The sequence below is a fragment of the Hoeflea sp. 108 genome, assembly GCF_000372965.1.
In the GTDB taxonomy this organism is placed as follows: domain Bacteria; phylum Pseudomonadota; class Alphaproteobacteria; order Rhizobiales; family Rhizobiaceae; genus Aminobacter.
The window spans coordinates 970,530-997,187 of the sequence record NZ_KB890024.1; the positions used below are offsets into that span (position 1 = coordinate 970,530).

The following is a 26,658-nucleotide window of genomic DNA, read 5'->3' on the forward strand; positions in this document are numbered from 1 at the left end:
CCGAAGGAGCTAGGCATATTGCGGGTGCTTGGTGATTGGGAGCAGTCCTGACCGACCCTGGCCATGGCACCTGAGTAGTCTGTCGACGCGAAGTGCTCTTAAGCTCGCTTACATCGTAGCTTTCGCCTTTCCGCTCGCCTTCCGCTTGGCCGGTGCACGGCGTCGGACCATGCGCTTGGCGGCCTTGGGCGGGACGGCAGGCGTGTTGGCCAACGCGCCTTCGGCGGCGCCTGCAAGATCGAAAGCGATGAAGTCGGCGTTGAGTTCGCTCGCCAGTTCGTCCGCGTCGCGGTTGGGCAGCTGGTCGCTCCACAACACGACACCGACACGGAGCGACGGTCTTGTGCGCTTGAGGCGCCGCACCAGGAAGCGGCCGTGGTTCAGCGAATCGGCGTTGAGGAAGCCGACAACGACCGTGTCGCGGCCTTCGAGTGGCAAATCGCGGATGCGACTTGGTTCGGCGTCGGCATGGCTGGCCGTTGCCGTATCGGCGCCCTGCACTGACAGCACCTGGGCGAGCATGGTGACCGCCGCATCGTCGAGGTCGCCGCGCCCGCCAATGCACAGCACCGAGCGGCCGGTGCCGTCGGGCAGGTCTATTTCACCGTTGCCCCCTTCGTCGGCGGCGGTTTCGTCGTCGTCTTCCTCCTCCGCCTCTTCCCGTGCGATCTCCTCGAGATTGGAGACGAGCATGCGGGCGCTGCCGGCGACACGCAGTCTCTGTTCGTCGTTCATCGCCCCGCGCGCCCGGTCGCGTTCGCCGAGCAGAAGGGCAGGGATCGCCACCTGGCTGTAGAAATCAGCGAGGTAGATGGTCTCAAGCATTTCTTCGGCCTGGTCTGTGGGTTCGTCCGAATCGCCCGACAGCAGGCGCTGGTAGAGCCGTTCCTTGGGGTCGAGCACAGGTTCGTTGCCGAACAGCACCTCCAGGAACTCGAATTGCGGCACATGCTTGCCGAGCACCACGAGGCAGACGGTGAGCGGCGTCGACAGCACCAGTCCGACAGGCCCCCAGAGCCAGGTCCAGAAGATCGCGGAAACGATGATGGCGAGCGGCGAAAGCCCTGTCCTGGAACCGTAGAGCCAGGGTTCGACGACATTGTTGATGATGAGTTCCATGACCAGGAACAGGGCGGCCGCCCACAGCACCAGCGACCAGCCCGGCGAGACGGCAAGCGCCAGAAACAGCGGCAGAATCATCGCGATTGCCGGGCCGATATAGGGCACGAAACGCAGGACGATCGACAGCAGGCCCCAGAGCAGCGCGTTGGGGATGCCGAGCGCCCACAGGCCAATGGCTATGGGCACGCCATAGGTGACGTTCACCACCAGTTGCATGAGCAGATATTGGCCGACGCGGCTGCCGGCATCCTGCAGCGCCTCGGTGGTGCGGTTGAGGTCGCCATAGCCGACGAGGCGGATGAAGCGGTCGCGCAGATCTTCGCGTTCGAGCAGCATGAAGATGACCACGACGATAACCAGACCTGCTGTGGCCAGCGGACCGATCAGTGGCGAGATCAGGTTCTTCAAGAGTTCGATCGGCTTTTCCGGATTGAAGACCTCGACCAGCAAAGGCTGTTGCCGTGCAGGTGCCGGCTCGGGCGAGGTGTTTGCGGCCGGTCCTTCAGGCTTGTCGATCTCCTGGCCGATGCGTTCGACAACGCGGCCAAGCCGCTCGATGATGCCATTGCCGCTGCCACTTTCCTTGAGCGAGCGAATCTTCTCGACGATGTTGGCCTGGTAGGTCGGCACGTTTTCGGCGACTTGCGCGACCTGCGTGGCGACGACGAAGCTGAATATGGAAACCACCGCAAAGGCTGCTATGACGCAGGCGATGACGGCAGGCAGCTTCGGCACGCCGAGACGTCTCAGCCATGAGACGATCGGCGCCAGCGCGAAGGTCAAAAGCACCGCGATGGCGAGTGGCAGGAAGACGTCGCGGGCGAAATAGAGGATCGCAACGGTCGCTGCGGTTGCCGCAAATGTCGGGAGCGCCGTGCGCATGCCCGGCTGCAATGACAGGCGTGAGCCCGATTCGCTGTTGTTCAAACCTGCATCTGCCACCGACACCCCCTTGCTGCCGACTGCGCGGCATGGGGGCTTAAAGCCGGAGGTCGGCCAATCGTTCCCGCATATCGTCCCGGCATGGCTGTTTCGTCGGCAAGTGTAGCGGAAAAATCAGCGGCAGGCCCGGTTGATGCGGCGGCCGATCTGCCAGAAGGCGGATTTGCTGTAGTCGCGCCGGCGGCCCTCGTCGGCAGGCGCCGGGGGCGGGCAGGGGATCCTGTAGCCGAAGGGCGCCGCGACAAGACCGCCGCGTTCGGCCCAGTAGTCGTCGAGGTCGGCCTGCATCATGCCCCGGCGCTTGGCGCGGCGCTGGTTGATGACATGGCCTGCGTTGGACACCGCCAATACATGCGGTGCGCCGGTCGACGTGGCGAGGCCCTGGAAAACCAGCAGCATCGCATCCTTTGGCCGGAGCCCGCCCATGCAGCGTGTCGCCGCAATTATGGCGCGCTTGGCGGCATCGCCCTTCGGGCCCTGCATGCCGCCGATGGCGGCGGTATTGCCGCTGTTTTCGGTGAAGATGAAGGTGGCTGTCCATAAAAGGTAGTCGTCGCTGGTGCGACGCAGGCGCAGGGAAAAGGCGCCCTCGTGCCGGCAGCCGCAATGGTCGGCGAGCCGCATCTCGACCAGATAGCTGTCGGTGCGGCCGGCGACCGTTCCGAGAACAAGTCTGCCGCCCTGCCAAAGCGTGGCCAGATCGGCCTGGGCCATCAATTCGGCGGCGATGCGGAAGCTGTCGGTGAGGAGGTCGAGACGCCAGCGGCTTGGCGCTCCATGCAGGAAGAACGCCGCAGTCGACTTGCGCAGGAGGTCGTCATGCGGACGGCCGAGCCCCTGATCCGCGCCGAAGTCGCCGACGAAGCGCAGCCAGCGCAGCGTGGTCGCGGGGCGGATCGCCAGCCGAAGGCAGAAGGTGAGCGAGCGCTTGAGCGTCAGGCGCCTGCCGAGGCTCAGCACCTGCCAGGCGACCGAGCCGCCGCGCGCGGCCGGAGTGTTGGCCGAATCCGGTTGCTGCCGGCCAAGGTCCGGGTTCCATTCGTGACGCACGGGCGCACCCCTCAAGCTGATTTGCCCCGGTCGTTCGACCGGCGCGGCACATCTAAAGGGCCCATTGGGTTACGCCTGCATTGCACCCAGGGCGGGAAGGGTGTGAAACGGTTACAGTTGGGATTCGATCGGCAGATAGCCGATCAGCCAGGCGATGAGCCGCCGCCGCAGACTTGCGCGCGGTTCGTGGCCGAGTTCGTCGGCTTCGTGGGAATCCGTGTCCGTCCAGCTGATACGCCCGTCGTCGAGTGCCAGCTGGAACGCGCAGTGCGGCGATATCTGCGAGGCGATCACAGCCGCGACCTCGCTGGCCAGTTCCTCCTGCCTGAATAGCACGCCCATCTCGGTGTTGAGCGAAGCCGAGCGCGGATCGAAGTTGAACGAGCCGACGAAGCCGGCCGAAATGTCGGCGACAAAAGCCTTGGTGTGCAGGCTGGCACCCTTGGAGCCGAACAGCGACAGATCAGTGCGCTCATCCTCGGGCTTGAGTTCGAACATGTGTACACCGGCCGCAAGCAGCGGCTTGCGATAGCGCGCGTAAGCGCCATGCACGGCGGCCACGTCGGTGGCGGCCAGTGAATTGGTCAGCACGGTGACCTTGACGCCCTGTTCGGCAAGCGCCGAAAGCTGGCGCGTGCCGCCCTCGCCGGGGATGAAATAGGGCGAAACGATCTTGAGTTCGCGCTTGGCCGAGAACAGCACCGGCCGAAGCGCTGTCATCAGCCAGCCGTCTTCGCCTGCGCCCATGGCCTTTTCCGGCGGGTCGGAGACGACCACCGCCTCGCTTGTCCAGCGCAGCTTGCCTGTGCCGGCGGTAGACCATTCGCGGCTTTCCGCGGCGACGCGGTGGATGTAGGGCGCGGCAAGCCCCATGGTCGCGACCTTCTCGAGCCGGGCCCGCAAGGCTGGCAGGTCCCCCTTGGCCATGCCGGTGACGTGGCGGATGGGCAGCACGGCTTCGCTGTTCCAGAAGCGGTCAAAGATGCTCTCGGCCTGTTCGACGGCGGGGCCGACGAGCAGAAGGTCCATGTCGCGGAAATTCGATTCTTCCGAGGCGTCGAAATAGGCGTCGCCGATGTTGCGACCGCCGACGATCGCCAGCCTGCCGTCCGAGATCCAGGCCTTGTTGTGCATGCGCCTTGTGGTGCGCACGGCCCGCAGGATGAGCTCGATGCCGCGCTGCAGGCCAAAGGCGCGCGCCCAGCTCGGATTGAACAGCCTGACTTCGATGTTGGGATGGCTGTCGAGCGCAAGGTAGTTGGGGTCATAGCCCCTGGCATTGATGTCGTCGAGGATCAGCCTGACGCGGACGCCACGGTCGGCAGCCCCGAGCACCTCGCGGGAAAGCAGGCCGCCGGTCAGGTCGTCCTTCCAATAGTAATATTGCAGGTCGAGGCTGCGCTGTGCGTGCCGGGCGGTATAGGCGCGCACCGCAAAGGCATGCAGGTTGCTGGACAGCAAGGCAAGGCCGCTCTGGCCGGTGTGGTTGTCGGTGAGCTGCGAGACCAGCGTGTCGAATTCGGCCGTGCCCGTCTTGGTAAGCGCATGCGACGGCTCGCCGCGCGCGCGCCTGGCGAAGCGGCCATAGGCATAGACCGCCAGCAGCGAAGCGATGACCAGGATGCCAGTAACGGCAATGACGATGCCGATGAGCTTCATGCGCCGAGCCGCCAGCCTCCCATAGCCATAAGTTTGCCACGCCAATGCGGTGGATGGCACTGCTGGCCGATGTGGAAAAACTCGAACACTGCAACCATATAGGTTAGACTGAACGGCGACGCATGCCGCAACTGAACATGAATTTCCCAGAGATTCCAGACGCGTGATGGCTAGCAGACAAGGCTTGGAGATTCGGGACAAGGAAGGTGCCTCGCGCCATCCTGTCGCCCCCCGCCATCACGATGGCGATTCCGTTTCCGAAACAGGCACCCACAGCGAAATCGTCGTTGCTTCCTACAACGTCCACAAATGTGTCGGGCTCGACCGTCGCTTCGACCCGGTGCGGACGATGCAGGTCATTTCCGAGATCGACGCCGACGTCATCGCCCTGCAGGAGGCCGACCAGCGCTTCGGCGACCGCGCCGGCCTGCTCGACCTTGCCGCCGTCGAGCGCGAGACGGGCCTCATCCCGGTGCCGCTTGCAGGACGTCTCAAGAGCCATGGTTGGCACGGCAATGTCGTCCTGTTCAGGAAGGGCTCGGTCGCCTCGGCCAGGCAGCTGGTGTTGCCGGGTGCCGAGCCGCGCGGCGCTGTCATTGTCGATCTCGAACTGGAGGCCGGCCCGCTGCGCGTCATCGCCGCGCATTTCGGGCTTTTGCGCCATTCGCGCAAGTTGCAGGCCGGCACGCTTCTGACTGCGGCCGAACTGCACAGCGACAAGCCGACCGTGCTGGTTGGCGATCTCAACGAGTGGCGGCTGGGCAAGCGTTCGTCGCTGCGCAGCCTGGAGCCGGCCTTCGGCCCGGCACATGCCATCGTTCCCAGCTTCCCGTCGCGCTTCCCCGTGCTTGCGCTTGATCGTGTCATGGTCCGCCCGCACAACCTGCTCACCGATGTGCAGGCGCATGACACCGCGCTCGCCCGCATCGCCTCCGATCACCTGCCGATCAGGGCCGTGATCCGCCTGAGCGGCAAGCGCGGCGGCATGGCCGCTGCCGCCTGAAACGGCCCCAGCGTAAGGCCGGCGCGTCATTATTGCCCCTTGCGTGCGCAGGTGGTTGCCATATCACCTCCGTAAAAACGGGACCCGGCAAACATGCCGGCTGTGGGAGAGGGACGAAACGACAGGCGCTGGAGAGGCGAGCATGGTTCAGACACGGATTGGCTGCGAAAGCCTGCGTTCGAAGGTGATGAGCGCCGAGGACGCGGCCTCCCTGATCAGGCCCGACAGCACCGTCGGCATGAGTGGTTTTACCGGCTCCGGCTATCCCAAGACCGTCCCCCTGGCGCTTGCCGCCCGCATCGAGGCCGAGCACGCCAAGGGCAATCCGTTCTCCCTGCGCGTCTGGACCGGTGCTTCCACCGGCCCCGAACTCGACGGCGCGCTGGCCAAGGCCGACGGCATCGAATTCCGTCTCCCCTACAATTCCGATCCCATCGCACGCGACAAGATCAATCGCGGCGAGATGGAATATTTCGACATGCATCTGAGCCAGGTGGCGCCAGTCGCCTGGCAGGGTTTCCTCGGGCCGCTCGACACCGCGGTCGTGGAAGTTTCGGCTATCCGGCCAGACGGTTCGCTGGTGCCGTCGTCGTCGGTCGGCAACAACAAGACCTGGCTCGACCGGGCCGAAAAGGTGATCCTCGAGGTCAACCGCTGGCAGAATGCCGAGCTCGAAGGCATGCACGACATCTACTACGGCACGGCACTTCCGCCGCATCGCGTGCCGATCCCGCTGGTCAAGGCGGACGACCGCATCGGTGAAACCTTCTTCCGCTGCGACCCGGAAAAGATCGTGGCCATCGTCGAGACCGATGCGCCTGATCGCAACCTGCCGTTCTCCAAGCCCGACGAAACGGCCCATGCCATTGCCGGCCATCTGCTCGAATTCTTCGCCCATGAGGTGAAGAAGGGGCGGCTGCCGGCGTCGCTGCTGCCGATCCAGTCGGGTGTCGGCAACATCGCCAATGCCGTTCTGACCGGGCTTGTCGACGGGCCGTTCGAGAACATGACGGCCTTCACCGAGGTCATCCAGGACGGCATGCTCGACCTGATCGACTCGGGCAAGCTGCGCATGGCCTCGGCCACTGCCTTTTCGTTGAGCCCGGAAGCTGCGGCAAGCCTCAACGCCGACCTGGGCCGCTATCGCGACAAGATGATCCTGCGCCCGCAGGAGGTCAGCAATCACCCGGAGCTGATCCGGCGCCTGGGTTGCATCGCCATGAACGGCCTGATCGAGGCCGACATCTACGGCAATGTGAACTCGACCCACATCATGGGCTCGCGCATCCAGAACGGCATCGGCGGTTCCGGCGATTTCGCCCGCAATGCCTATGTCTCGATCTTCATGACGCCGTCGACGGCGAAGGGCGGCAAGATCTCGGCCATCGTGCCGCAGGCGAGCCATGTCGACCACATCAACCAGGATGTGCAGGTGCTCGTCACCGAGCAGGGCCTCGCAGACCTGCGTGGCCTGTCGCCCAAGCAGCGGGCGCGGTTCATCATCGAGAACTGTGCTCATCCGGACTATCGTCCGGCACTGTCAGATTATTTTGAGCGGGCGATGCGCGGCTCTTATGGCCTGCAGTCGCCGTCATTGCTCAACGAGGCTCTGTCCTGGCACCAGCGCTACGTCGACACAGGCTCGATGCGGCCCTGATCACTGAACGGCAAAGAAGTCGCTGATCCTTGCGGCTGTCGTCCTCAGGATCGGCAGAATCTGGGCTTCCATCTCGGCCGGCGTATGGCGGGCCGATTGTGTCGACACGTTCACTGCGGCGACGATTGCGCCCGACCGGTCGCGCAACGGTACGGCGATCGAGCGCAGGCCGATCTCCAGTTCTTCGTCGACCAGCGCAAAGCCCTCCCTCCGTACCCCGGCGATGATGTTCACGAGCTTTGCCCTGTCGGTTTCGGTCTTTGGCGTACGCCGGGCGACAGTTGCCCGCGCCAGAAAGACTTCCAGCTCGGCATCGGCAAGTCCCGACAGCAGCACACGCCCCATCGCCGTGCAGAAGGCAGGCAAATGCGCTCCGACCTGCAGGTCAACCGCAATGATGCGGGGGCCGGGCACGCGCGCGACATAGACCATGTCTTCGCCCGACAGGATCGCTGCCGAGCAGGATTCGTTCAGCGTCGCTGCCGTCTCTTTCATGAAGGGTTCGGCGAAGGTCCACAACGGCACACCCTGAAGCCAGGTACGCGCCTGCGTCAAAAGCCTTGGTGACAGCGAGAAATGGCGTCCCGTCTGCACCGCATATCCCGTCGCCACCAGCGTCAGCAGGAAGCGGCGCGCGCCTGCGCGCGTCAGCCCTGCTTTGTCGGCCGTTTCCGAAAGCGTGAGGCCTGTCGGGTGCGCGGCGAGAATCTCCATCACGCCCAGTCCGCGCTCGAGTGAGGTGACGTGGTCGCGCCTGCTGTCCGCATCGCCGTCCATGGCGGCCCCTTCCGATAGTGTCAGACGCCAGAGCCATTGACACCGGCGACATCCTGCATCAAAAATGTATCGCATATAAAACAATTGTTCGCAATGCGAACTTTTGGTGACCGAGGCAAATTGCGATGGCCAAGTTTCTTCCCCTGTCGAAGGCAGTTGCCGAAAATCTCAACAACGGCGACACGGTGGCCTTTGAAGGCTTCACCCATCTCATTCCCACTGCGGCCGCGCATGAGGCGATCCGCCAGGGCTTCAAGGACCTGACGCTGGTGCGCATGACGCCTGACCTGGTCTATGACCAGATGATCGGCATGGGCATGGCAAAGAAGGCAATCTTTTCCTATGCCGGCAATCCTGGCGTCGGCCTGCTGCGCCGCCTGCGCGATGCCGTCGAGAACGGTTTTCCGCATGCGCTGGAGATCGAGGAGCACAGCCACGCCGCCATGGCCAATGCCTATGAGGCGGGTGCTGCGGGTCTGCCTTGCGCCATCTTTCGAGGGTATCGCGGCGCCGAACTTGCCAGGGTCAACCCCAACATCAAGTCGGTGACCTGCCCGTTTTCAGGCGAGGTGCTTGCGGCCGTTCCTTCGGTTCGGCCCGACGTCACATTCATCCACGCGCAGAAGGCCAACAGGAAGGGCGATGTGCTGGTCGAGGGCATCATCGGCATCCAGAAGGAGGCGGCCCTTGCCGCCAGGCGCGCCGTGGTGACCGTCGAGGAGGTGGTCGATAATTTCGACGACCTGCATCCGAACCTGACGGTGCTGCCCAACTGGTCGGTAACGGCCATCTCGGTCGTACCTGGCGGGGCGCATCCATCCTACGCCCATGGCTACTACGTCAGGGACAATGCGTCTTATCTCGAATGGGACGAAATATCAGCCGACCGCGACCGCTTCCGCGAGTGGATGCAGAAGAACGTCATCGAAAAGACCGCCGACGATTTCGCGGCCCGCGTCGAACAGCTGAGGAACGTGGCATGAGCGAACTCGGCTTCACCCCAAACGAAATGATGACCATTGCCGCCTCGCGCGCGCTCAAGGGCGACGATGTCTGCTTTGTTGGCATCGGCGCGCCGTCGGCTGCCTGCAACGTGGCGCGGCTGACGCATGCGCCCGACATCACGCTGATCTACGAATCCGGCACCATCGGCACGGCGCCCGACGTGCTGCCGCTTTCGATCGGCGACGGCGAACTGTGTGACACTGCCGTCACCACCGTGTCGGTGCCGGAGATGTTCCGCTACTGGCTGCAGGGCGGGCGCATCTCCATCGGCTTCCTCGGCGCCGCTCAGCTCGATAGGTTCGGCAACATCAACACCACTGTCATCGGCGATTACGCCCACCCCAAGACCCGTCTTCCGGGCGGTGGTGGCGCGCCGGAGATCGCGACGTCGTCGAAGGAGATCTACGTCACCATGGCGCAATCCAGGCGCGGCATGGTCGAGAAGATCGACTTCTACACTTCGTTCGGCCATGGCGACGGCGGCGACCACCGCCAGCGCCTCGGCATCGACACCAAGGGCCCGACGCTTTTGATCACCGATTTGGCGATCTGGAAGCCGGATCCTGTCACCAAGGAATTCACCGTCGTCTCGCTGCATCCCGGCGTCACCCGCGATCATGTGCAAGAGACCTGCGGCTGGACGGTGAAGTTTGCCGACACGCTTGCCGAAACAGCCGAGCCAAGCCGGTTGGAATTGCAGACGCTGCGTGATTTAAAGGCGCGCACCGACGCCGCCCATAGCGGCCAGGCATCTGTACAGGGAGGATCATGAATGGCCGAGGCCTATATCTGCGACTACATCCGCACGCCGATCGGCCGCTTTGGCGGCTCGCTGTCTTCGGTGCGCGCCGACGATCTCGGCGCCATCCCGCTGAAGGCGTTGGTCGCGCGCAACGCCTCGGTCGACTGGGCCGCCATTGACGACGTGATCTTCGGCTGCGCCAACCAGGCCGGCGAGGACAACCGCAACGTCGCGCGCATGTCGCTGCTTCTGGCCGGACTGCCGCAGGACGTGTCGGGCACGACCATCAACCGCCTCTGCGGCTCGGGCATGGACGCGCTGATTGCGGCTGCTCGCGCCATCAAGGCCGGCGAAGCGGAGTTGATGATCGCAGGCGGCGTCGAGAGCATGAGCCGCGCGCCCTTCGTCATGCCCAAGGCAGATGCAGCGTTTTCGCGTCACGCCGAAATCCACGACACCACCATCGGCTGGCGTTTCGTCAACCCGGTGATGAAGAGGCAGTACGGCATCGATTCGATGCCGGAGACCGGCGAGAACGTGGCCGAGGAATTCTCGGTCAGTCGTGCCGACCAGGACGCCTTTGCCGTGCGCAGCCAGAACAAGGCTGTCGCAGCGCAGGAGAGCGGTCGCCTCGACAAGGAGATCACGCCGGTGACGATCCCGCAGCGCAAGGGCGATGCAACAGTCGTCGCCAAGGACGAGCATCCGCGCGCCGGCACCACCATCGAGACTTTGGCCAAGCTGCCGACGCCGTTCCGGGAGGGTGGCACGGTGACGGCCGGCAATGCCTCCGGCGTCAATGACGGTGCTGCCGCGCTGATCGTTGCCTCCGAGGTCGCAGTGAAGAAATACGGCCTCACGCCGATCGCGCGCGTGCTTGGCGGTGCAGCCGCCGGTGTTGCCCCGCGCATCATGGGCATCGGCCCAGCGCCGGCAACCAGCAAGCTGTGCGCACGGCTGGGCATTTCGCCTTCCGACTTCGATGTCATTGAGCTGAACGAAGCCTTCGCCTCGCAGGGTATCGCCGTGCTGCGCGAGCTCGGCATTGCCGAGGACGCCGGGCATGTGAACCCGAATGGCGGGGCGATCGCGCTCGGTCATCCGCTGGGCATGTCGGGCGCCCGCATTGCCGGCACCGCAGCGCTCGAGCTTGGCCTGCGCGGTGGCAAGCTGGCGCTGGCCACCATGTGCATCGGCGTCGGCCAAGGCATCGCGGTCGCGCTCGAAAGGGCGTGACCGACTTCTTTCTCTGATGTGCAAACGCCCGGCATTGCCGGGCGTTTTCATTTGGGCAAAGGCATCAGTCGAACAGACTGAACAGGAAGCGCAAGCTGATCAGAAGCAGGAATATGCCGAAGGCAACCTCAAGCTTCCGCTTCGACAGCGCATGGGCAAGCTTTGCGCCCAACGGTGCTGTCAGCACACTGGTCGGCACGAACAGGATCAGGCCGACCAGCGAGACATAGCCGAGCGACAGCGGAAACTGCAGCGCGGCCACATCGGGATACTGGGCAGCGCGCGGCCAGCCGGCATAGATGTAGCCGAGAGCGCCCGGCACCGAGATCAGCACGCCGAGGCCCGACGAGGTCGCCACCGCCTGGTGGATAGGCCGGCCGTAGAAGGTCATGAACAGGTTGGACAGCTGGCCGCCGCCGATGCCCATCAGGCTCGACAGCACGCCGATGATCCAACCATAAACGTTCATCACCAGCTTGCCCGGCATCTCCAGGCCGAGGCGCCAGGAATCCTTGCCGAACAGCAGGCGGATCGCCGAGATGCCGGCGACGATGACGAAGATGGCCTTGAACAGGTCGGCGGGCGCATAGCGCGCAATGACGCTGCCCATGATGACGCCGACCACCACCGGTATGGCCCATTGCTTGAGGATCGCCATGTCGACGGCACCCTTGGCGCGGTGGGCGTTGAACGAGCGGATCGAGGTCGGGATGATGATGGCGAGCGAGGTGCCGACGCAGAGCGGCATGCGTACCTCCTCAGGAACCCCGACAGCTTGGAACAGTTCGTACAGCACCGGCACGATGACGGTGCCGCCGCCGACGCCGAACACGCCGGCGAGCAGGCCGGTGATGGCACCCGCGCCAAGAAGCGCAATAGCGAGCCAGATGAGGTCGAATGTGGTGATGCCGGACATGTCAGGGGGAACTCTTATTGCGGTGACGAAAGGGGAGAATGCGTCGGCGTGGCCGCCAAGGCTCCCATCCCCCATGGTAAGCCAGTCACATATGCCACGAACATGGGGGCCAGTCTCCCCCGGATTGCAGTGCCAACCCAGGCTCGTAACCGCTGCCCCATAGCCGCTGCTGTTGCCGCAACTCTTTCTACCAAAACCACCTCTATGGGTAGTTGCCTGCCCACTGCTATATCCATATGAATATAACGAACTCGGCGCAAATCGGCCGACAATGACGGAGGGATCATCATGTTCACACGTAGGGGATTTGGTTTGCGGCTTGCCGCAATGGCAGGCGGCCTGGCCGTCGCGCTGTCGTTTGGCATGCCGTCGGCACGGGCCGAAGGCGATGTTGTCGTGTTTGCAGCGGCGAGCCTCAAGAACGCGCTCGACGCCATCGACGCAGCCTGGAAGACCGAGAGCGGCAAGCAGGCGACCGCGTCTTATGCGGCAAGCTCGGCGCTGGCCAAGCAGATCGAGGAAGGTGCGCCTGCCGACGTGTTCATCTCGGCCGATCTCGACTGGATGAAGTACCTCGCCGACAAGAAGCTCATCAAGGAAGGTTCCGACGTGAAGCTTCTGGGCAACCGCATCGTGCTCGTTGCGCCGAAGGATTCGGCCGCCAAGGCTGACATCGCCGCGAATTTCGACCTCGCCGGACTGCTCGGCGAAGGCCGTCTCGCCATGGGCGACGTCAAGGCCGTACCTGCCGGCAAATATGGCAAGGCGGCGCTCGAGAAGCTCGGCGTCTGGTCGTCGGTCGAGGGCAAGGTCGCCCAGGCTGAAAACGTGCGTGCCGCCCTCAAGCTGGTCTCGACCGGTGAAGCGCCGCTCGGCATCGTCTACCAGACCGACGCAATGGCCGAGCCGGGCGTGAAGATCGTCGGCGTCTTCCCGGAAGACTCGCATCCTCCCATCGTCTATCCGGTCGGCGTGACGGCAGAATCCAAGAACGCGGACGCTGCCGAATACGTGAAGTATCTTCAGTCCGCCAAGGCCAAGGAACTGTTCGAAGCCCAGGGCTTCACCGTGCTAGCCAAATAGCGACTGGTTTACCGCTTTGCAGCTAAGCTCCCGCTATTGGGGACAAACGTCCCATCCCGGATGACGGGGTGGGACAGGTTTTTTGAGGGAATGCGACTTGGGAATACTGGACCTCACTCCTGACGAATGGAATGCGGTCCACCTGTCGATAAAGGTCGGGCTGTGGGCGATGGTGGGCAGCCTGCCGCTCGGCATCCTTGTTGCCTTGGTGCTTGCGCGGAAGAATTTCTGGGGCAAGTCGCTGCTCAACGGCATCGTTCACCTGCCGCTCGTGCTGCCGCCTGTCGTCACCGGCTATCTGCTGCTGCTCAGCTTCGGCCGTCGTGGACCGATAGGCGCCTTCCTCGCCGACAATTTCGGCATTGTTTTCTCCTTCCGCTGGACTGGTGCAGCACTTGCCTGCGCCGTCATGGGCTTTCCGCTTATGGTGCGCGCTATCCGCTTGTCCATCGAGGCGGTCGACCGCCGCCTGGAATCCGCGGCCGGAACATTGGGCGCGAGCCCGCTCTGGGTGTTTGCCACTGTCACCCTGCCTCTGGTGCTGCCGGGTATCGTCGCCGGCATGATCCTGTCTTTCGCCAAGGCCATGGGCGAATTCGGCGCCACCATCACCTTCGTCTCCAACATCCCGGGCGAAACCCAGACGCTGCCGTCGGCAATCTACACCTTCACCCAGGTGCCGGGCGGCGACGCCGGGGCCATGCGCCTGACCCTGATTTCGATCATCATCTCGATGGCGGCACTGGTCGTCTCGGAAATGCTGGCGCGCCGCATCGGCAAGCGTATGGATGTCGAATGACGCTCTCGGTCGATGTCAGCCACCGTCTCGGCGCCCTTCAGCTCGAAGCCCGCTTCGAAAGCAGCGGTCATCTGACTGCGCTGTTCGGCCCGTCGGGCTCGGGCAAGACCTCACTCATCAACATCATCGCCGGGCTGATCCGTCCGGATGCCGGGCGGATCGTCATCGACGGGCGTACGCTGGTCGACACCGCCACGCGCAGCTTCGTGCCTGCCCACAAGCGGCGCGTCGGCTTCGTGTTTCAGGACGCCCGGCTGTTCCCGCATCTGACGGTGCGCTCCAACCTGACCTATGGCCGCTGGTTCACGCCGCGCGCCGAGCGTTATGCCGACTTCGACCGCGTGGTGGATATGCTCGGCATCGGCCATCTGCTGGCGCGTCGGCCGTCGCTGCTGTCAGGTGGCGAAAAGCAGCGGGTTGCCATCGGCCGGGCGCTGCTGGCGAGCCCGAAGCTGCTCTTGATGGACGAGCCGCTGGCCTCTCTCGACGATGCCCGCAAGGCCGAGATCATGCCTTATCTCGAGCGGTTGCGCGACGAGACCAGGATCCCTATCGTCTATGTCAGCCATTCGATCTCGGAGGTGGCGCGGCTTGCCACCGACATCGTCGTCATGGGCAACGGCAAGGTGGCCGCTGCCGGGCCGACCGGCGAGATCATGCGCCGCCTCGACCTTCTGCCGCCGGAAGAGGTGGGCGAGGGCGGTGCAGTCCTCGAGATGAAGGTGCTGGCCCATGACGAGGTCTTTGGCATGACCGTGCTGGGCGCAGCGGCCGGCGAAATGCGCGTAGCTCGCATCGACAGGCACGAAGGTGCGACGGTGCGCGTCCGCATCCGCGCGCGGGACGTGATGATCGCTACCGAGCGGCCGAAAGGCCTCAGCGCGCTCAACATTCTGGCCGGCCGCATCGCCGAGATCAATCAGGTCGACGGCACTCAGGTCGATCTCAAGGTCGATTGCCATGGCGACCTGCTGGTGTCGCGCATTACCCGCCAGTCTTTCGAGGCGCTGCATCTTGCCATCGGGCGCGACGTGTTTGCGGTCATCAAGACTGTTGCCTTCGACCGCGCCAATCTTTCTCCGGGTGCGCCGCTTGTGCTAACCAGCTGAAGACTGGAGTAGCCGATGCCATCCCTGACCCTGCGCCTGTATCTCGATCCCAAGGGCCGCCTCGGCCCGGGTAAGGTCGAGCTTCTCGAACAGATCGCCGCCACCGGCTCGATTTCGGCTGCGGCTCGCGCCATGGAAATGTCCTACAAGCGCGCCTGGGATCTGGTGGAAGAGCTCAAGGACATGTTCGGAAAGCCGCTGGTTGCGGCCAAGACCGGCGGCAAGCATGGCGGTGGCGCCGAGCTCACGCTTGTCGGCGAACAGGTCGTGCGCCAGTTCCGCGATATGGAGCGCGCCGTCAACGAGGCGGCAGCACCCCACATCCGGGCGCTGCAGGCCGAGGCCGAAGCGAAATAGCTACTTGCCGAGCTCGATGGAACGCAGCCGGGCCGCCTCGACGGCTTCGGTGAGCAGGTTCTTCAGGCGGTCCTCGCCCATCAGCACGTTGAGCGCCGCTGCCGTGGTGCCGTTCGGGCTGGTGACCTGACGGCGCAGCACGGCCGGGTCCTCGCGGCTTTCGGCGGCGAGGCTTGCCGCGCCATAGACCGTCTGCATGGCGAGCAGCGATGCCGTCTCCGGCGGCAGGCCGGCATGTTCTGCCGCAGCCGTCAGGCTCTCGATGAAGTGGAAGATGTAGGCCGGGCCCGAACCCGACACCGCGGTGACCGCGTCCATCAGCCCTTCGTCAGCGATGGCGGCAACTTCGCCGCTGGCCGAGAGCAGGTCGCCGACCATAGCCTTGGTCGCGTCGGTTACATGCTCGTTGGAATAGACCACCATCATGCCCTTGCCGATGGCCGCGGGTGTGTTGGGCATGCAGCGGGCGATCGGCGTCTTTGCCCCGAGGATTTCGGCGAAAGTGCTGACAGGTGTGCCTGCTGCGACGCTGACGAAGGTCGTGCGGCCATCGCCGAAGCGGCGGTAGCCTGATGTGACATCCTTGATGACCTGGGGCTTGACCGCGAGCACCACGATTTCGGGCTCGGCGTCAGCCGGGATGCCGCCGACTTCCGATGCGACGCGGCTGCCGAGTTCGGCCGCACGGGCGCGCAGCTCGGCATTGGGCTCGACGACGAAGGTTTCCGCCGCAGCCAGTTTGCCTGAATTCAGCCAGCCCTTGAGCATGGCATAGCCCATGTTGCCGCAACCGGCGAGGATCAGTCTGATGGTCATTCAAAGCCTCCGAACACTCCTGACATAGACGGTCTTGCCGCTATGCGGAAGGGCGAAGCGCAGCTTCAGGGTGTGCCAGATAGTTTCTTGGTGAAGGCGTTGGTGAAGGTAATGTCGCCTTGCTGGCCTGCTTCTGCCAGAACCACGTCCATGAACGCGTCGGTGATGCGCACCACTGCGAAGCCGCCCTTGAAGGCGGCAATCGGCTTGAACAGGTCCAGCCCGTTGCGCTTGTAGGCCATAGGTACCTTGTGTTCGTGGCCGTGGAATATGCCGATGACATTGTAGCCGCCGATCGCCTGGAGCAAGGCTCTCCGGTCGTCGTCGCTCCACCAATGGGGTTGGCCGCTGCCGCTGTCGTCGAAGGTGTTTGCGGCCGCATCCCACGCCTCGGTTGAAAACGGATCCCAGCCATAATGCTGGAACAGCACGACGGGACGGCCGTCTCCGGCATTGTCCTTCAGGTCCTGTTTCAACCAGTCCAGCGCGCTTACAGCTCCCTTGGCCGTGTCGCCGGCGAAGCGGTGCGTCTGTACCAGATGCAGCCCGCCCCAGTCCCAGGAGTAGCTGTCCGACAGCATGTCGTAATTGCCGGCGGGCACCGGCGGCTTGAAGAACACGCTGGGCCGGTGATTGATCTCGACATAGTCGCGCATCTCGCGGCGGTACCAGTCGACATGCGGGGGGGGGCCGTCCTGGTCGAGGTCGTGGTTGCCGAGCCCGACATAGACGGGCACATGGACCCTGTCGGGACCGGTGCCCTGCTGGTAGCGCTGGCTGAACTGTAGGAGCTGCGTGCCTTCATGCGGCAAGGTCACCTGGCCGCCGCCGTCGTCGGTCATGTCGCCGCCGATGACCAGCCCGAGCGATGCCCCGATGCGCTTGCCAGAACCGGCCAGTTGGGTCGGTACGCCATTGATCTCGCTCGGCCAGTTCAACTCGCCGACCCTGTTGAGCGCTGCGATATGGCGGCGCAAATTGTCATCGGTCTTGCCTTCCTCGAGGCAATGCGGACTAAGCCCGCTTGCCATGCGGCAGGCGTGGATGTCGCACGCAAAGAGAAATGTCGCCTCGATCTTCGGCCAGGCGGCGGCGCGTGCGCCGGGCAGTCCGAGGACAGAAACCGCGCCGGCGCCGGCGGCCTGGAGGAGGAGCTGTCGTCGGGAGAGGGCATGAACCATGGCGCGACAATGTCCCGGCCACATCGGGCGATCAAGGGGCCGACTTGCTGATCACCATACGCGAGGCCAGCCGCAGCCCGAGCACGCCGAAGACGAAGAACATCCACACAGGATCGGCGCGGCGGAAGAAGAAGCTTTCGAGAAACGCGTTGAGCGAGGTGAACAGCAACACCATCATGAAGAAGTCGCCGAGATAGACGTTCTCCTTGTAGAGCGGGATGCGCATGTAGTCGCGCAGGGGGGCAATCAGGAAAACGTAGACGGCTACCATCAGTGCCGGCAAGCCCATCTGCACGGCAAGGTCGACATAACCGTTGTGCCCGTGAACGATGCCGGTGATGTCCCAGTCCTGGTCGAACGACGTGTCGGTGTTGGTGACGACAGGCATGCCCCAGAAACTCTCATAGCCATAGCCGAACCATGGTTGCTTGGCGATCATCTCGCCGGCAAAGGCCCAGATCGTGGTGCGGCCGGTGTAGGTAAGGTCGGGGAAATAGTAGGCAGCGAGCTCTTTCAGCGGATCGATGAAGACGATGCCCAGCGTCGCCAATGCGGTGCCGAGGATCGCAACGGCAAACAGCAGCGCTGTTCCCAGCCGCATTCCGACGATCCCAGGCAGCATCACGAACATGATCGACAGTGGCACCAGGCCGGCTGTCGTCTTCGATCCCGTATGCGCCATGAAGAACATGGCAGCGAGAAACAGCGCGCCACCGCTCCAGCGCCAGTTGCGGCGGAATAGGTAGATACCGGCGAAGCTGAAGCAGGCCATGATCGGCCCGGCAATGTTCTTGTGGGTGAACGCGCCGCGCCACAGCCCGGCATGCTCGGGTTCGACGCCGTCGGCACCGTGGATCGCGACACTGGGATAGACCACGACGCCGGCAAGGCTGACGCCGACAATGATAAAGCCGGCGACAGCGAGCACCAGCGAAAAGGAATCGGCGTCGCGCGGCAGCATCAGGACGCACGACATGGCGAGAATGCCGATCAGTGTGAACGATGCGGCACGGAAGGCCGCCGCAGGATCGATGGCATTGGCAACCGACATCAGGAAAAAGCCGACCAGGATTGCCCATGGCAATCCGGCCAGGGCACGTAGCCGCGAGGGCTCCACCAAAGTCAGCAGCACGAAGATGCACGCAGCACCCAGCGAGCCGAAGCCGAGCTGGTTGACGATGTCACCGCCACCGCCGGTCACGTCGGCGCCCGCCGGCTGGAAGGGGCGGAACGACATGATCACGATGGTCAGCAACGCGGTTGCGATCGCGGTGGCGATGCCCGACCGCGTGAAGGCCGCCGTCAGCGGGGCGGTCTCAGTTTTTCTCAGGCTGCCGGTATTGCTCATTGGCGTAACCGAACTCGACCAGTACGCGGCCAAGTGCAACATGGATCGGATAGGCGGCGATCGAAAGCGAACCCGTTGAAATCAGGCGTTTTGCGGCCCGCAGCGGCGATGCGGCAAGCAGCGCCAGGCTCTTCAGGAACACCCGCGTGTTGGCAAACGGGGTGCCCGCATATTTCTTCTTGGCGACAAGCGTCGAGATCACCCCGTTGCGCAGGCCGCGCGCCCTGATCCAGTCCGGCTCGACGCGCCGAGCCGGCACGGTCTCGAATAGCTTGCCTTCCGCGCACCAGCCGAGCTTGAAGCCCTTCTGGGCCGACCGACTGAGAAAGTCGGAATCGCCCCCGCCCATGAAGTTGAAGCGCAGGTCGAGAAAGGGCGGCCCCATCGCCAGCAGCACCTCGCGGCTGATGAGCAGGTTGCCGGAGGAGTAAAGTGCCGAGACCCGGCCCGTGGTGGTGTAGGGCGGCGCAAAAACCGGATGCGTCGCCCACCGCTGGTGCGCGGGCTCGGCAAAGACGGGAACCTGAGGACCGCCGACAATGTCGACGCCAAGCCGCACCTGCGCCTTGCACATGGTCTCCAGCCAGAGTGGGTCGGCGAGTTCGTCGTCGTCGATCACCAGCAACTGGCTGAAGTTGGGAAAATGCAGCAGCGCGGTGTGCCAGCCGGCATTGTAGGCGCTGCAGTTGCCACGTTCATGGGCGACGATGACCATCCCGTCGATCTTGCCCGCTTCGAACAGCGGCAGCGCGGCCCGGACGCCTTCGCCACCCTCCGCATCGTTCTCCATGACGATGACGGCGAAGCGGCGCATCGTCTTCTGGCCAATGAGCGAATCGAGTGTCGCCAGCAATTGCTCCGGGCGCCGGAATGTCGGCAGCGTCACCACCACGTCCACCGCATCCGCTGCCAGGGCGGGCGACTGACCGGCAACGGTCACGGATCGAAGTGGAGGCAGTGCAGTCATGTCGGGCGCCGTTTTTCGAAGCCTTTCACTAACACCGCGCCGATAACGGTCGGTTAAACAAAGGCGCGCCTTGAGCCGGTTCGACGGCTCGAATTGATGCCGGAGCCGGACTGCACAATGAAGGGTTAACCGCGCCCTGTTATGGCGGTGACCAGGAATTTGTCGTGATGCATTTGCTGTTTGCCACATCCATCGTGCCCGATGGCGCCCTGTCCTCGGGCTACGAAATCGCCAACCAGGCGATCATCGACGCGTTGCGGCGCAGCGGCGTTCGCGTAACCGTGCTCGGATTTGGCTGGCCCGGCAAGGCGCCGTCGGAACCTGAAAGCACCATCCTGCTCGGCTCCGTCGACGTGCGCACCGATGCCGCACCTTTGCCGCGCAAGCTGGCCTGGCTGGCGAGCGCGGTCTCCTCGGGCCTGACCTTCGCCTCGGCCAAACTGCGCATCGTCTCAGAAGAGACGGTGAGGCAGGCGATCAAGGCTGCCGGTCCCGTCGACGGCTATGTGCTGAATTCGGTGCAGATGGCTGCAGCGTTCGAGCCGGTTTTCCAGGACAAGCCGTCGATCTTTGTTGCTCACAATGTTGAGTTCCGCTCGGCAGCCGAAAATGCCCGCGCCGCCGACGGTACCTTCCAGCGCGCTCTTTTCCGTCGCGAGGCGCGGCTGCTCGAAATCATCGAAAAGCGGCTGTGCCGCAATGCCCGTTTCGTCTTCACGCTGGCCGAGGAAGATCGCGCTGCACTCGGCGTCGATGCTGACTCGCGTTCGGCAGCACTCCCGCTGGTGACGCGGTCCGCGCTTCCGGCCATGGCGGGCAGTCGCCGCATCGAATGCGATGCTGCTTTGATCGGTACCTGGACGTGGGAACCCAACAGGATCGGCCTCGACTGGTTTCTCGGCAAGGTCGTGCCGCATCTGCGCAGGGATTTCCGTATCCACATCGCCGGCAGCACCCCGTCAGGCATGGCTTCGGCGCATCCCGGAGTGAAGTTCGTCGGCCGCGTGCCCGATGCGATCGATTTCGTACGTAGCGCCGCCGTTATTCCGCTGGTCAGCACTTCGGGCAGCGGTGTTCAGCTCAAGACCATCGAAACCTTTGAACTCGGCCTCCCGTCGGTGGCAACAGCGCATTCGCTGCGCGGCATTGCCCACAAGCCGGAAAACTGCGTCGTGACCGACGATCCTGCTGCCTTTGCAAGAGCTCTGCAGCGGGCCGTCGATCAGCGCGTCGGCGATGTCGATGGCGCTGATTTCCATGCCAGGCAGAAGGCTGCGCTCGACAAGGCCGTCCGCCTCGGCCTGCAAAAGCTGGGCGAAAACGCTCGCGAGGCCGCGGCGTGAGTATGTTGAAAGCCCAGTCCTTCGTCAGCGGCGTCGCCTTCCGGCGTATTCTTGGCATCCGGGTTGCCAGTCTGAAACGTGACGAGGCGATGTCGCTGCTGTCGGCGCATCTCGCCAGCCGCACCTTCACCAAGATCAGCTTCCTCAACGCCCATAACGCCAACATCGCCTGCTCCGACAAGGAGTTCGCCGCGGCACTCGGGGACTTCCTGGTGCTGGCAGACGGGATCGGGGTCGATATCGCGTCCCGCTGGCTCTATGGCCAGCCTTTCCCCGACAATCTCAACGGTACCGACTTCGTACCGGCCTTGCTCAAGGCGACCGATACGCCTCTGACGGTAGCATTGCTGGGTGCCAAGCAGGCCAGCGTCGACCTGGCGGCCGGACGGCTTGCCGAACTCGCGCCGCAGCACCGTTATGTCGTCATCCACGACGGCTATTTCAGCGCCGACGAAGAGCCCGAAATTGTTGGCCAGATCGGCGAACTGCGGCCCGACATCCTGCTGGTCGCCATGGGCGTGCCGCGCCAGGAACTCTGGATCGAACGCAACCTGAAACCGGAACACTGCACGTTGCCGATTGCCGTCGGTGCGCTGCTCGATTTCCTCAGCGGCTCGACGCCGCGGGCACCGATGTGGATGCGCCGGCTCCGGCTCGAATGGTTGTTTCGGCTGGTGCTCGAGCCCGGCCGTCTGTGGCGGCGCTACATCGTCGGCAACCCGCTCTTCCTCATCCGGGTACTGCGCCAGAAGCTCTTTGGTCGCAACGTGGAGGAGCGCCCGTGAACGCGGGCAGTCCGTCCATTCCCGACGCGGCGTTGCTGACGGCCAGCTATGCCGGCGACTTCGAGCGCTGCAGACTGTTGTGCGAAACGGTCGACGCTTATGTCAGCGGCGCCTCGCACCACTATCTGCTGGTGGAGCATCGCGACGTAGCGCTGTTTCGCCAGCTTGAGACCAGGCACCGCACGGTTGTCGACGAGCGCGACATCCTGCCGTCATGGCTGCGCGACATCCCTGACCCGGCGAGCCTGTTTCGCCGCCGCATCTGGCTGAGCCTCAAGGCGCCGCCGTTGCGAGGCTGGCACGTGCAGCAGCTGCGGCGCATGGCGATTGCCGAGCACATCGCGCAGGAAACGCTCGTCTATGTCGATTCGGACGTCGCCTTCGTGAAGCCGTTCGACTGTCGACGGTTCTGGCACGACGGCAGGCTGCGGCTGTTCCGGCGCGATGATGCCCTGCTCAAACCGGGGCATGAAAACCAGCGCATCTGGTCGCAAAACGCGGCACGGGTCCTTGGCATTCCTGCGTCGAATACGTCATCGCACGACTATATTTCGACCCTGATTGCCTGGCGCCGGTCGAGCGTGCTGGCCATGCTTGCCCGCATAGCCCAAGTCAGCGGCCGGCAATGGGTCGAGACCGTGTGCAGCAGGCGCAAGTTTTCCGAATGCATGATCTATGGCCGCTTCGTCGATGACGTGGCGGGCAGGTCGGGGCATTTCCCGGGATCGCAGGAATTCTGCCGGGTTCACTGGACGGGCGAGGCTATGTCCGACGCCGAGTTCGAGGCCTTCATCCGCGACATGGGCGATGAGCAGGTGGCGATCGGCATGCAGTCCTTCATCGGGACCGACCTCGGCCGCATTCGTCGTTTCGTCAGGGCCTGACGCAGACAATTCCAGAGGAAATGCGAGGCGGCTTTCCGTCCGAAGTGCGGCAGACGATGATCTACCGTGCCTTGGCCGGCCGGCGCAGGAATGAATACGTCACCAGCGCTGATGCCAGGTAGAGCAGCCCAAACATTCCGTTGAGCAGCCAGACCAGTGTTTCGGTGTCGGTGACTTCCTTCAGTAGCAGCGTCAGCAGGCCCGCCTTGAGGGCCGCCAGCATGGCCAGGTTGATCGCGCGGACCAGCGTCTGGCCACGGGCGAACAGCAGTTCGGCGTGGTATTCGACGAGATTGCGCAAGGCCGGGATCAAAAGCGCGAGACCGATCAGCGGCGCGGCTTCTGCGACGTTGCGGCCGAGAATGTTGGGGAAGAAGTGCAGGGCGACGACCAGCGCCAGCAGCGCCGCCGTCGAGACGAAGAAGATGCCGCTTTCGATGCCGACCTTGATCTTCAGCCGCGACAGCATTTCGGGCGCACGCATCATCTTGCGCACCAGCATCATCGAGAAGACGCGGATCGGAATGGCCGTCAGGTCGACCAGCCGCATCAGGATGGCGTAGATGCCGGCGAGATTTGGTCCGCCCATGGCAAGCACCAGAAGCTTGTCGAATTCCATCTGCAGGTAGAACAGAACCTCCGATCCCGCGACATAGATGGAATCGGTGAGACGGCGCCAATAGAGATCGGGCACCAGCCGCAGCCGCTGGCGCGGATAGAAGAAGCCGAAAGCGAAAATCAGCGAGACGAGATTGCAGGCGACATAGAAGCCCGCCCAGGCGGTGATCGAGTGGCTCGGCCAGACGGCGAACAGAGCTGCTGCTGCTGCCTTGATCGCCGCCGTGATGATCAAAAGCGTTGCGGCGCGCCCGAAATGACCAAGACCGTTGTTGACGATCATTGCCACTTCGACGGGGCGCCAGAGCAAAGCCTCGGCGACGATGATGGTTGCGAAAATGCCGGCGGCCAATGTGCCGGAAAAGAACAGCCACCAGGTCAGGGCAGAAGCGGCGGCAAGCAGCGGCAGCGACAGCAATGCCAGCATCAGGAAGCCGGCTGTGTAGGTGCCGATCAGCCGGGGGCGGATCGTTGCGGTGCGGTAGAGCGCGGAGATGAAGCCGAAGGCAAGCGTGCGCGACAGCATGACGCCTGCGGCCGAAGCCGTGGCGAACAGGCCGAAATCGGCGATCGACAGCGTGTTGGCCAGCGCCACGAAATAGACGAGCGAGAAGATCAGCCGTCCGGCCGAGCCGCTGATGGCCGAAAAGTAATCGCGCAGCAGTGTCCGCTGTTGCGACAGCAGACTGCCGATGCGGCTGCGCAGTGGCACGCGCCCTATGTCGTTGGCCTGGGTCATGATCCGGATGAACGATAGGGCGCAAAGCTTAATGTGCCGTTCTGCCCGGCCATTTTGGGGGCGGGATTTGCCGACAATTAACCTTTTGTTTTCCATGCCTGCTTAGCTTGCGTTAACGACCGGATGTCTGATCCGGCGCGACGCATTGAGAGCAGCTCCGCAAAAATGGCCGAATCCGGAAACCGCGATGACTGGAGGCGCAAGCACTCGCTGCTAGCGCTCGGCCAGGAAGATGCGGCCCCAAAGGTTCGGGGCAGCTCGCTGCTGTCGGTTGCCGCCGACGATCATCATCAAGATGTCCACTCCGAAGACGACGTGCAGGATGCAGCGGCGCGCCATCGCCTGGCGCGCTTCCGCCGCGAGGCCGAGCAGGCCGCGCGCGACGAGGCGATTGCCGAGGCGGCTCCGGCGCAAGCCCAGCCGCATACTGGGCCGATCCAAGCGCAGAGCGCTCCGGCCACGATAGTTGCCCCGGCTCCCCGGCCTGAAGCCAATGACGTTGCGGACAGGACGTCGATGCTCGGCGGCTGGCGCGGCCGGCTGTCCCGCTCGACACCTCCACCCTTGGCTGCCGCCGAGCCTCCAGTGCCGGAGCCTGCCCCGGTCTACGAGGATGAGGGCGACGATGCCCGCTGGCGCCCTCTGATCGATCCGATGAAGGTGATCGGCGGCATCACCCGCTCCAAGTGGCTGATCACCACAACAACATTGGTCGGTGCGCTGCTCGGTGTGGCGATCGCGCTGTCGACGCCGAAGATGTACCAGGCGTGGACCGAGATGATCGTCGATCCGCGCAATCTCAAGCTGACCGACCGCGACCTGACCGATACCGGCCTGCCGTCGGACGCGACGTTGGCCATCGTCGAAAATCAGGTCCGCGTCATGACGTCGGGCTCGGTGCTGACCAAGGTGGTCGACAAGCTCAATCTGGCCGACGATCCCGAGTTCAATGGCAAGGCCGGCAGTGGTGGCTTCAGCCCGCGCGCCTTCGTCAAGTCGCTGCTCGGCGCGGGCGAGGCCGGTGGCGACGATGCCGGCCGTCGGCATACGCTTGCCACAGAGCATCTGGCCCAGGCGCTGACCGTCGAGCGCGGTGGCAAGACCTTCGTCATCTCGATTGGTGCCAAGACGCGTGAGCCTGAGAAGTCGGCGCTCATCGCCAACACCATGACCGAGGTCTTCATGCAGACCTATGGTGAGCTGCAGGCCGGCACCGCCGGCCGCGCCACCGACGAGCTTAACGCCCGTCTCAACGAGCTGCGCAGTTCGGTCGAGGCGGCCGAGCGCAAGGTCGAGAGCTTCAAGGCCGAGAACGACCTCATCAATCCGCAGGGCCGGCTGATCACCGACGACGAGATTCAGCGCGTCAACGACCAACTGACCGCCGCGCGTGCCCGCACGCTCGAACTCAACGCCCGCGCGTCGTCGACGCGCAGTGTCGGGGTCGATGCCGTGCTAACCGGCGCGCTGCCGGAAGCCATCAATTCGCCTGCGATCACCGAGCTCAGGGCGCAGTATGCGGCGCTGACCCAGGAGGCCGACCGTGCTTCGGTCCGGCTCGGGCCGCGACATCCAGAGCGTCAGGCAGTCGAAGCCCAGCTTTCTGGCGCGCGCGAGCGCATCGCCACCGAACTCAAGCGTGTTGCCGGCTCGATCCAGGTCGAACTCAAGCGCGCCGTCCAGACCGAACAGGAACTTGCGGCACGGCTTGCCCAGCTCAAGGTGCGCCAGGGCAGCGTCGGCGACGAGCTGGTGACGTTGCGCGAACTCGAGCGCGACGTGGCGGCCAAGCGTTCCGTCTATGAAGCCTTCCTGCTTAGAGCCCGCGAGACTGGCGAGCAGCGCGACATCAACCCGGCCAATGCCAGCGTGATCTCGGTGGCCTCGCCACCGCTCGAATCGACCGGCCCGTCGCGCGCCATGATCTCGCTTGCCGGAGCATTCCTAGGCTTTGCCGCCGGCGTCGGCATCGGCGGCATGCGCGGTGCCCTGGAAAGCCTGAGGGAAACCGCCGCGCGCCGCACGCGCGAGAACAGGCGCCGCAATGTATCAGGCGAGGGGACAAGCGGCGCGCGGGCCGAACCCGTAGTGCCACCTCGATCAACGCAAGTTGCCGAATCGGTCGAAGTGGCTACCGAAACAGCGCCTGCACCCGTTCAGCAGCCGGCCCCGCCGCCAATGCCATATGGCGGCATGGCGTCGCCATATCCGCCGCAGCCGGGGTTCGCGCCGGTTTTGCCGCAGGCTGGCTATGGCGCGTCATACCCTTATCCGCCACAGCCGCCGGCAGGGGCCGCCTATCATCCCTGGCCGCAGGCGCCGCAACCGGCCATGCAGCACGAACCGCAGGTGCCGACCAGCCAGATCGAAGAGATCAGCGCCAGCCTGCGCGAGGTACGCAAGGAGCTGAACCAGCTCAGGGAGCGGCGGTCGCGGCGCTACTTCTGAAATTTCGTTGCCACGGTTTCGAGTTTACGGCACCCGACGCCGTTATGGCGCGGTTGCAGGTCGAAAATTTGA

General features: G+C 64.2%; 23 protein-coding genes. 13 read left to right on the forward strand and 10 right to left on the reverse strand.

All coding sequences use genetic code 11. The annotated features are described in order from the left end of the window. Positions 1-108: 108 nt before the first annotated feature. The 3 genes from B015_RS0104820 to B015_RS0104830 form a co-directional block, all read right to left on the reverse strand. The gene (locus B015_RS0104820; RefSeq protein ID WP_081623546.1) at positions 109-2,004 is read right to left on the reverse strand and encodes an AI-2E family transporter; all 1,896 of its coding nucleotides are present in this window, start codon (positions 2,002-2,004) and stop codon (positions 109-111) included. 174 nt (positions 2,005-2,178) lie between these two features. Continuing rightward, positions 2,179-3,114 carry a DUF535 family protein gene (locus B015_RS30460; protein ID WP_018426534.1) on the reverse strand — a complete coding sequence of 312 codons (936 nt, stop codon included), beginning with the start codon at positions 3,112-3,114 and terminating at the stop codon, positions 2,179-2,181. Between the two features lie 111 nt (positions 3,115-3,225). Further along, the gene (locus B015_RS0104830; protein WP_018426535.1) at positions 3,226-4,773 is read right to left on the reverse strand and encodes a phospholipase D family protein; all 1,548 of its coding nucleotides are present in this window, start codon (positions 4,771-4,773) and stop codon (positions 3,226-3,228) included. Between the two features lie 184 nt (positions 4,774-4,957). Here B015_RS0104830 and B015_RS0104835 point away from each other — a divergent pair, with 184 nt between their 5' ends. Next, positions 4,958-5,776: an endonuclease/exonuclease/phosphatase family protein gene (locus B015_RS0104835; RefSeq protein WP_018426536.1), complete on the forward strand. Its 819-nt coding sequence runs from the start codon at positions 4,958-4,960 to the stop codon at positions 5,774-5,776. Between the two features lie 142 nt (positions 5,777-5,918). Further along, positions 5,919-7,433, forward strand: a complete 1,515-nt coding sequence (locus tag B015_RS0104840; RefSeq protein ID WP_026226897.1) for an acetyl-CoA hydrolase/transferase family protein — start codon at positions 5,919-5,921, stop codon at positions 7,431-7,433. Here the strand turns inward: B015_RS0104840 and B015_RS0104845 are convergent, their stop codons facing one another. Beyond that, complete coding sequence (locus tag B015_RS0104845) at positions 7,434-8,210, reverse strand: IclR family transcriptional regulator C-terminal domain-containing protein (protein ID WP_018426538.1); 777 nt, start codon at positions 8,208-8,210, stop codon at positions 7,434-7,436. It abuts the gene before it with no gap. A 125-nt stretch (positions 8,211-8,335) separates the two neighbouring features. Here B015_RS0104845 and B015_RS0104850 point away from each other — a divergent pair, with 125 nt between their 5' ends. The 3 genes from B015_RS0104850 to pcaF are packed head-to-tail and all read left to right on the forward strand — an operon-like array spanning position 8,336 to position 11,193. Beyond that, complete coding sequence (locus B015_RS0104850; protein ID WP_018426539.1) at positions 8,336-9,193, forward strand: CoA-transferase; 858 nt, start codon at positions 8,336-8,338, stop codon at positions 9,191-9,193. Continuing rightward, the gene (locus tag B015_RS0104855; RefSeq protein WP_018426540.1) at positions 9,190-9,987 is read left to right on the forward strand and encodes a CoA-transferase subunit beta; all 798 of its coding nucleotides are present in this window, start codon (positions 9,190-9,192) and stop codon (positions 9,985-9,987) included. The genes B015_RS0104850 and B015_RS0104855 overlap by 4 nt, the downstream gene beginning before the upstream one ends. Continuing rightward, positions 9,988-11,193 carry a 3-oxoadipyl-CoA thiolase gene (gene pcaF / locus B015_RS0104860; protein WP_018426541.1) on the forward strand — a complete coding sequence of 402 codons (1,206 nt, stop codon included), beginning with the start codon at positions 9,988-9,990 and terminating at the stop codon, positions 11,191-11,193. A gap of 64 nt (positions 11,194-11,257) precedes the next feature. Here pcaF and B015_RS0104865 read toward each other — a convergent pair whose 3' ends face one another. Further along, entirely contained in the window at positions 11,258-12,109 is an 852-nt protein-coding gene (locus tag B015_RS0104865; protein WP_018426542.1) for a sulfite exporter TauE/SafE family protein, read from the reverse strand. 288 nt (positions 12,110-12,397) lie between these two features. On the opposite strand from B015_RS0104865, the gene modA reads away from it, so the two are divergent. The 4 genes from modA (at position 12,398) to B015_RS0104885 (ending at position 15,457) form a co-directional block, all read left to right on the forward strand. After that, positions 12,398-13,192, forward strand: coding sequence for a molybdate ABC transporter substrate-binding protein (modA, locus tag B015_RS0104870; RefSeq protein WP_026226898.1), 795 nt, complete (start codon positions 12,398-12,400; stop codon positions 13,190-13,192). A 97-nt stretch (positions 13,193-13,289) separates the two neighbouring features. Continuing rightward, positions 13,290-13,991 (forward strand): molybdate ABC transporter permease subunit, encoded by a 702-nt coding sequence (gene modB, locus B015_RS0104875; RefSeq protein ID WP_026226899.1) that lies wholly within the window; start codon positions 13,290-13,292, stop codon positions 13,989-13,991. Then, a complete protein-coding gene (modC, locus tag B015_RS0104880; protein WP_018426545.1) occupies positions 13,988-15,100 on the forward strand; it encodes a molybdenum ABC transporter ATP-binding protein in 1,113 nt (370 codons plus the stop codon). The genes modB and modC overlap by 4 nt, the downstream gene beginning before the upstream one ends. A gap of 15 nt (positions 15,101-15,115) precedes the next feature. Further along, positions 15,116-15,457: a winged helix-turn-helix domain-containing protein gene (locus tag B015_RS0104885; protein ID WP_018426546.1), complete on the forward strand. Its 342-nt coding sequence runs from the start codon at positions 15,116-15,118 to the stop codon at positions 15,455-15,457. On the opposite strand, the gene proC is transcribed toward B015_RS0104885, so the two are convergent. From proC to B015_RS0104905, 4 genes are all read right to left on the reverse strand, one after another. Continuing rightward, entirely contained in the window at positions 15,458-16,273 is an 816-nt protein-coding gene (gene proC / locus B015_RS0104890; protein WP_018426547.1) for a pyrroline-5-carboxylate reductase, read from the reverse strand. It abuts the gene before it with no gap. A gap of 65 nt (positions 16,274-16,338) precedes the next feature. Further along, a complete protein-coding gene (locus B015_RS0104895) occupies positions 16,339-17,454 on the reverse strand; it encodes a metallophosphoesterase (protein WP_018426548.1) in 1,116 nt (371 codons plus the stop codon). Positions 17,455-17,485: 31 nt separating this feature from the next. Beyond that, positions 17,486-18,802 carry an O-antigen ligase gene (locus B015_RS0104900; protein WP_018426549.1) on the reverse strand — a complete coding sequence of 439 codons (1,317 nt, stop codon included), beginning with the start codon at positions 18,800-18,802 and terminating at the stop codon, positions 17,486-17,488. After that, positions 18,771-19,769, reverse strand: a complete 999-nt coding sequence (locus B015_RS0104905; protein WP_026226900.1) for a glycosyltransferase — start codon at positions 19,767-19,769, stop codon at positions 18,771-18,773. Before B015_RS0104905 ends, B015_RS0104900 begins: the two co-directional genes overlap by 32 nt. A 167-nt stretch (positions 19,770-19,936) precedes the next feature. Here B015_RS0104905 and B015_RS0104910 point away from each other — a divergent pair, with 167 nt between their 5' ends. The 3 genes from B015_RS0104910 to B015_RS0104920 are packed head-to-tail and all read left to right on the forward strand — an operon-like array spanning position 19,937 to position 22,781. Continuing rightward, positions 19,937-21,112 carry a glycosyltransferase family 4 protein gene (locus B015_RS0104910; RefSeq protein ID WP_018426551.1) on the forward strand — a complete coding sequence of 392 codons (1,176 nt, stop codon included), beginning with the start codon at positions 19,937-19,939 and terminating at the stop codon, positions 21,110-21,112. A gap of 2 nt (positions 21,113-21,114) precedes the next feature. Beyond that, the gene (locus tag B015_RS0104915) at positions 21,115-21,897 is read left to right on the forward strand and encodes a WecB/TagA/CpsF family glycosyltransferase (RefSeq protein ID WP_018426552.1); all 783 of its coding nucleotides are present in this window, start codon (positions 21,115-21,117) and stop codon (positions 21,895-21,897) included. Beyond that, positions 21,894-22,781, forward strand: a complete 888-nt coding sequence (locus tag B015_RS0104920; protein ID WP_026226902.1) for a DUF6492 family protein — start codon at positions 21,894-21,896, stop codon at positions 22,779-22,781. Before B015_RS0104915 ends, B015_RS0104920 begins: the two co-directional genes overlap by 4 nt. A gap of 61 nt (positions 22,782-22,842) precedes the next feature. On the opposite strand, the gene B015_RS0104925 is transcribed toward B015_RS0104920, so the two are convergent. After that, complete coding sequence (locus B015_RS0104925; protein WP_018426554.1) at positions 22,843-24,138, reverse strand: lipopolysaccharide biosynthesis protein; 1,296 nt, start codon at positions 24,136-24,138, stop codon at positions 22,843-22,845. 165 nt (positions 24,139-24,303) lie between these two features. Here B015_RS0104925 and B015_RS0104930 point away from each other — a divergent pair, with 165 nt between their 5' ends. Further along, the gene (locus B015_RS0104930) at positions 24,304-26,586 is read left to right on the forward strand and encodes a GNVR domain-containing protein (protein ID WP_018426555.1); all 2,283 of its coding nucleotides are present in this window, start codon (positions 24,304-24,306) and stop codon (positions 26,584-26,586) included. Positions 26,587-26,658 lie beyond the last annotated feature (72 nt).

Coding starts and splice junctions, on each gene's coding strand:
- B015_RS0104820 (WP_081623546.1), bottom strand. CDS start 2,004: ATGCGCACGGCGCTCCCGACATTTGCGGCAACCGCAGCGACCGTTGCG.
- B015_RS0104830 (WP_018426535.1), bottom strand. CDS start 4,773: ATGAAGCTCATCGGCATCGTCATTGCCGTTACTGGCATCCTGGTCATC.
- B015_RS0104840 (WP_026226897.1), top strand. CDS start 5,919: ATGGTTCAGACACGGATTGGCTGCGAAAGCCTGCGTTCGAAGGTGATG.
- B015_RS0104845 (WP_018426538.1), bottom strand. CDS start 8,210: ATGGACGGCGATGCGGACAGCAGGCGCGACCACGTCACCTCACTCGAG.
- B015_RS0104850 (WP_018426539.1), top strand. CDS start 8,336: ATGGCCAAGTTTCTTCCCCTGTCGAAGGCAGTTGCCGAAAATCTCAAC.
- B015_RS0104855 (WP_018426540.1), top strand. CDS start 9,190: ATGAGCGAACTCGGCTTCACCCCAAACGAAATGATGACCATTGCCGCC.
- pcaF (WP_018426541.1), top strand. CDS start 9,988: ATGGCCGAGGCCTATATCTGCGACTACATCCGCACGCCGATCGGCCGC.
- B015_RS0104865 (WP_018426542.1), bottom strand. CDS start 12,109: ATGTCCGGCATCACCACATTCGACCTCATCTGGCTCGCTATTGCGCTT.
- modA (WP_026226898.1), top strand. CDS start 12,398: ATGTTCACACGTAGGGGATTTGGTTTGCGGCTTGCCGCAATGGCAGGC.
- modC (WP_018426545.1), top strand. CDS start 13,988: ATGACGCTCTCGGTCGATGTCAGCCACCGTCTCGGCGCCCTTCAGCTC.
- B015_RS0104885 (WP_018426546.1), top strand. CDS start 15,116: ATGCCATCCCTGACCCTGCGCCTGTATCTCGATCCCAAGGGCCGCCTC.
- proC (WP_018426547.1), bottom strand. CDS start 16,273: ATGACCATCAGACTGATCCTCGCCGGTTGCGGCAACATGGGCTATGCC.
- B015_RS0104895 (WP_018426548.1), bottom strand. CDS start 17,454: ATGGTTCATGCCCTCTCCCGACGACAGCTCCTCCTCCAGGCCGCCGGC.
- B015_RS0104900 (WP_018426549.1), bottom strand. CDS start 18,802: ATGAGCAATACCGGCAGCCTGAGAAAAACTGAGACCGCCCCGCTGACG.
- B015_RS0104905 (WP_026226900.1), bottom strand. CDS start 19,769: ATGACTGCACTGCCTCCACTTCGATCCGTGACCGTTGCCGGTCAGTCG.
- B015_RS0104910 (WP_018426551.1), top strand. CDS start 19,937: ATGCATTTGCTGTTTGCCACATCCATCGTGCCCGATGGCGCCCTGTCC.
- B015_RS0104915 (WP_018426552.1), top strand. CDS start 21,115: ATGTTGAAAGCCCAGTCCTTCGTCAGCGGCGTCGCCTTCCGGCGTATT.
- B015_RS0104925 (WP_018426554.1), bottom strand. CDS start 24,138: ATGACCCAGGCCAACGACATAGGGCGCGTGCCACTGCGCAGCCGCATC.
- B015_RS0104930 (WP_018426555.1), top strand. CDS start 24,304: ATGGCCGAATCCGGAAACCGCGATGACTGGAGGCGCAAGCACTCGCTG.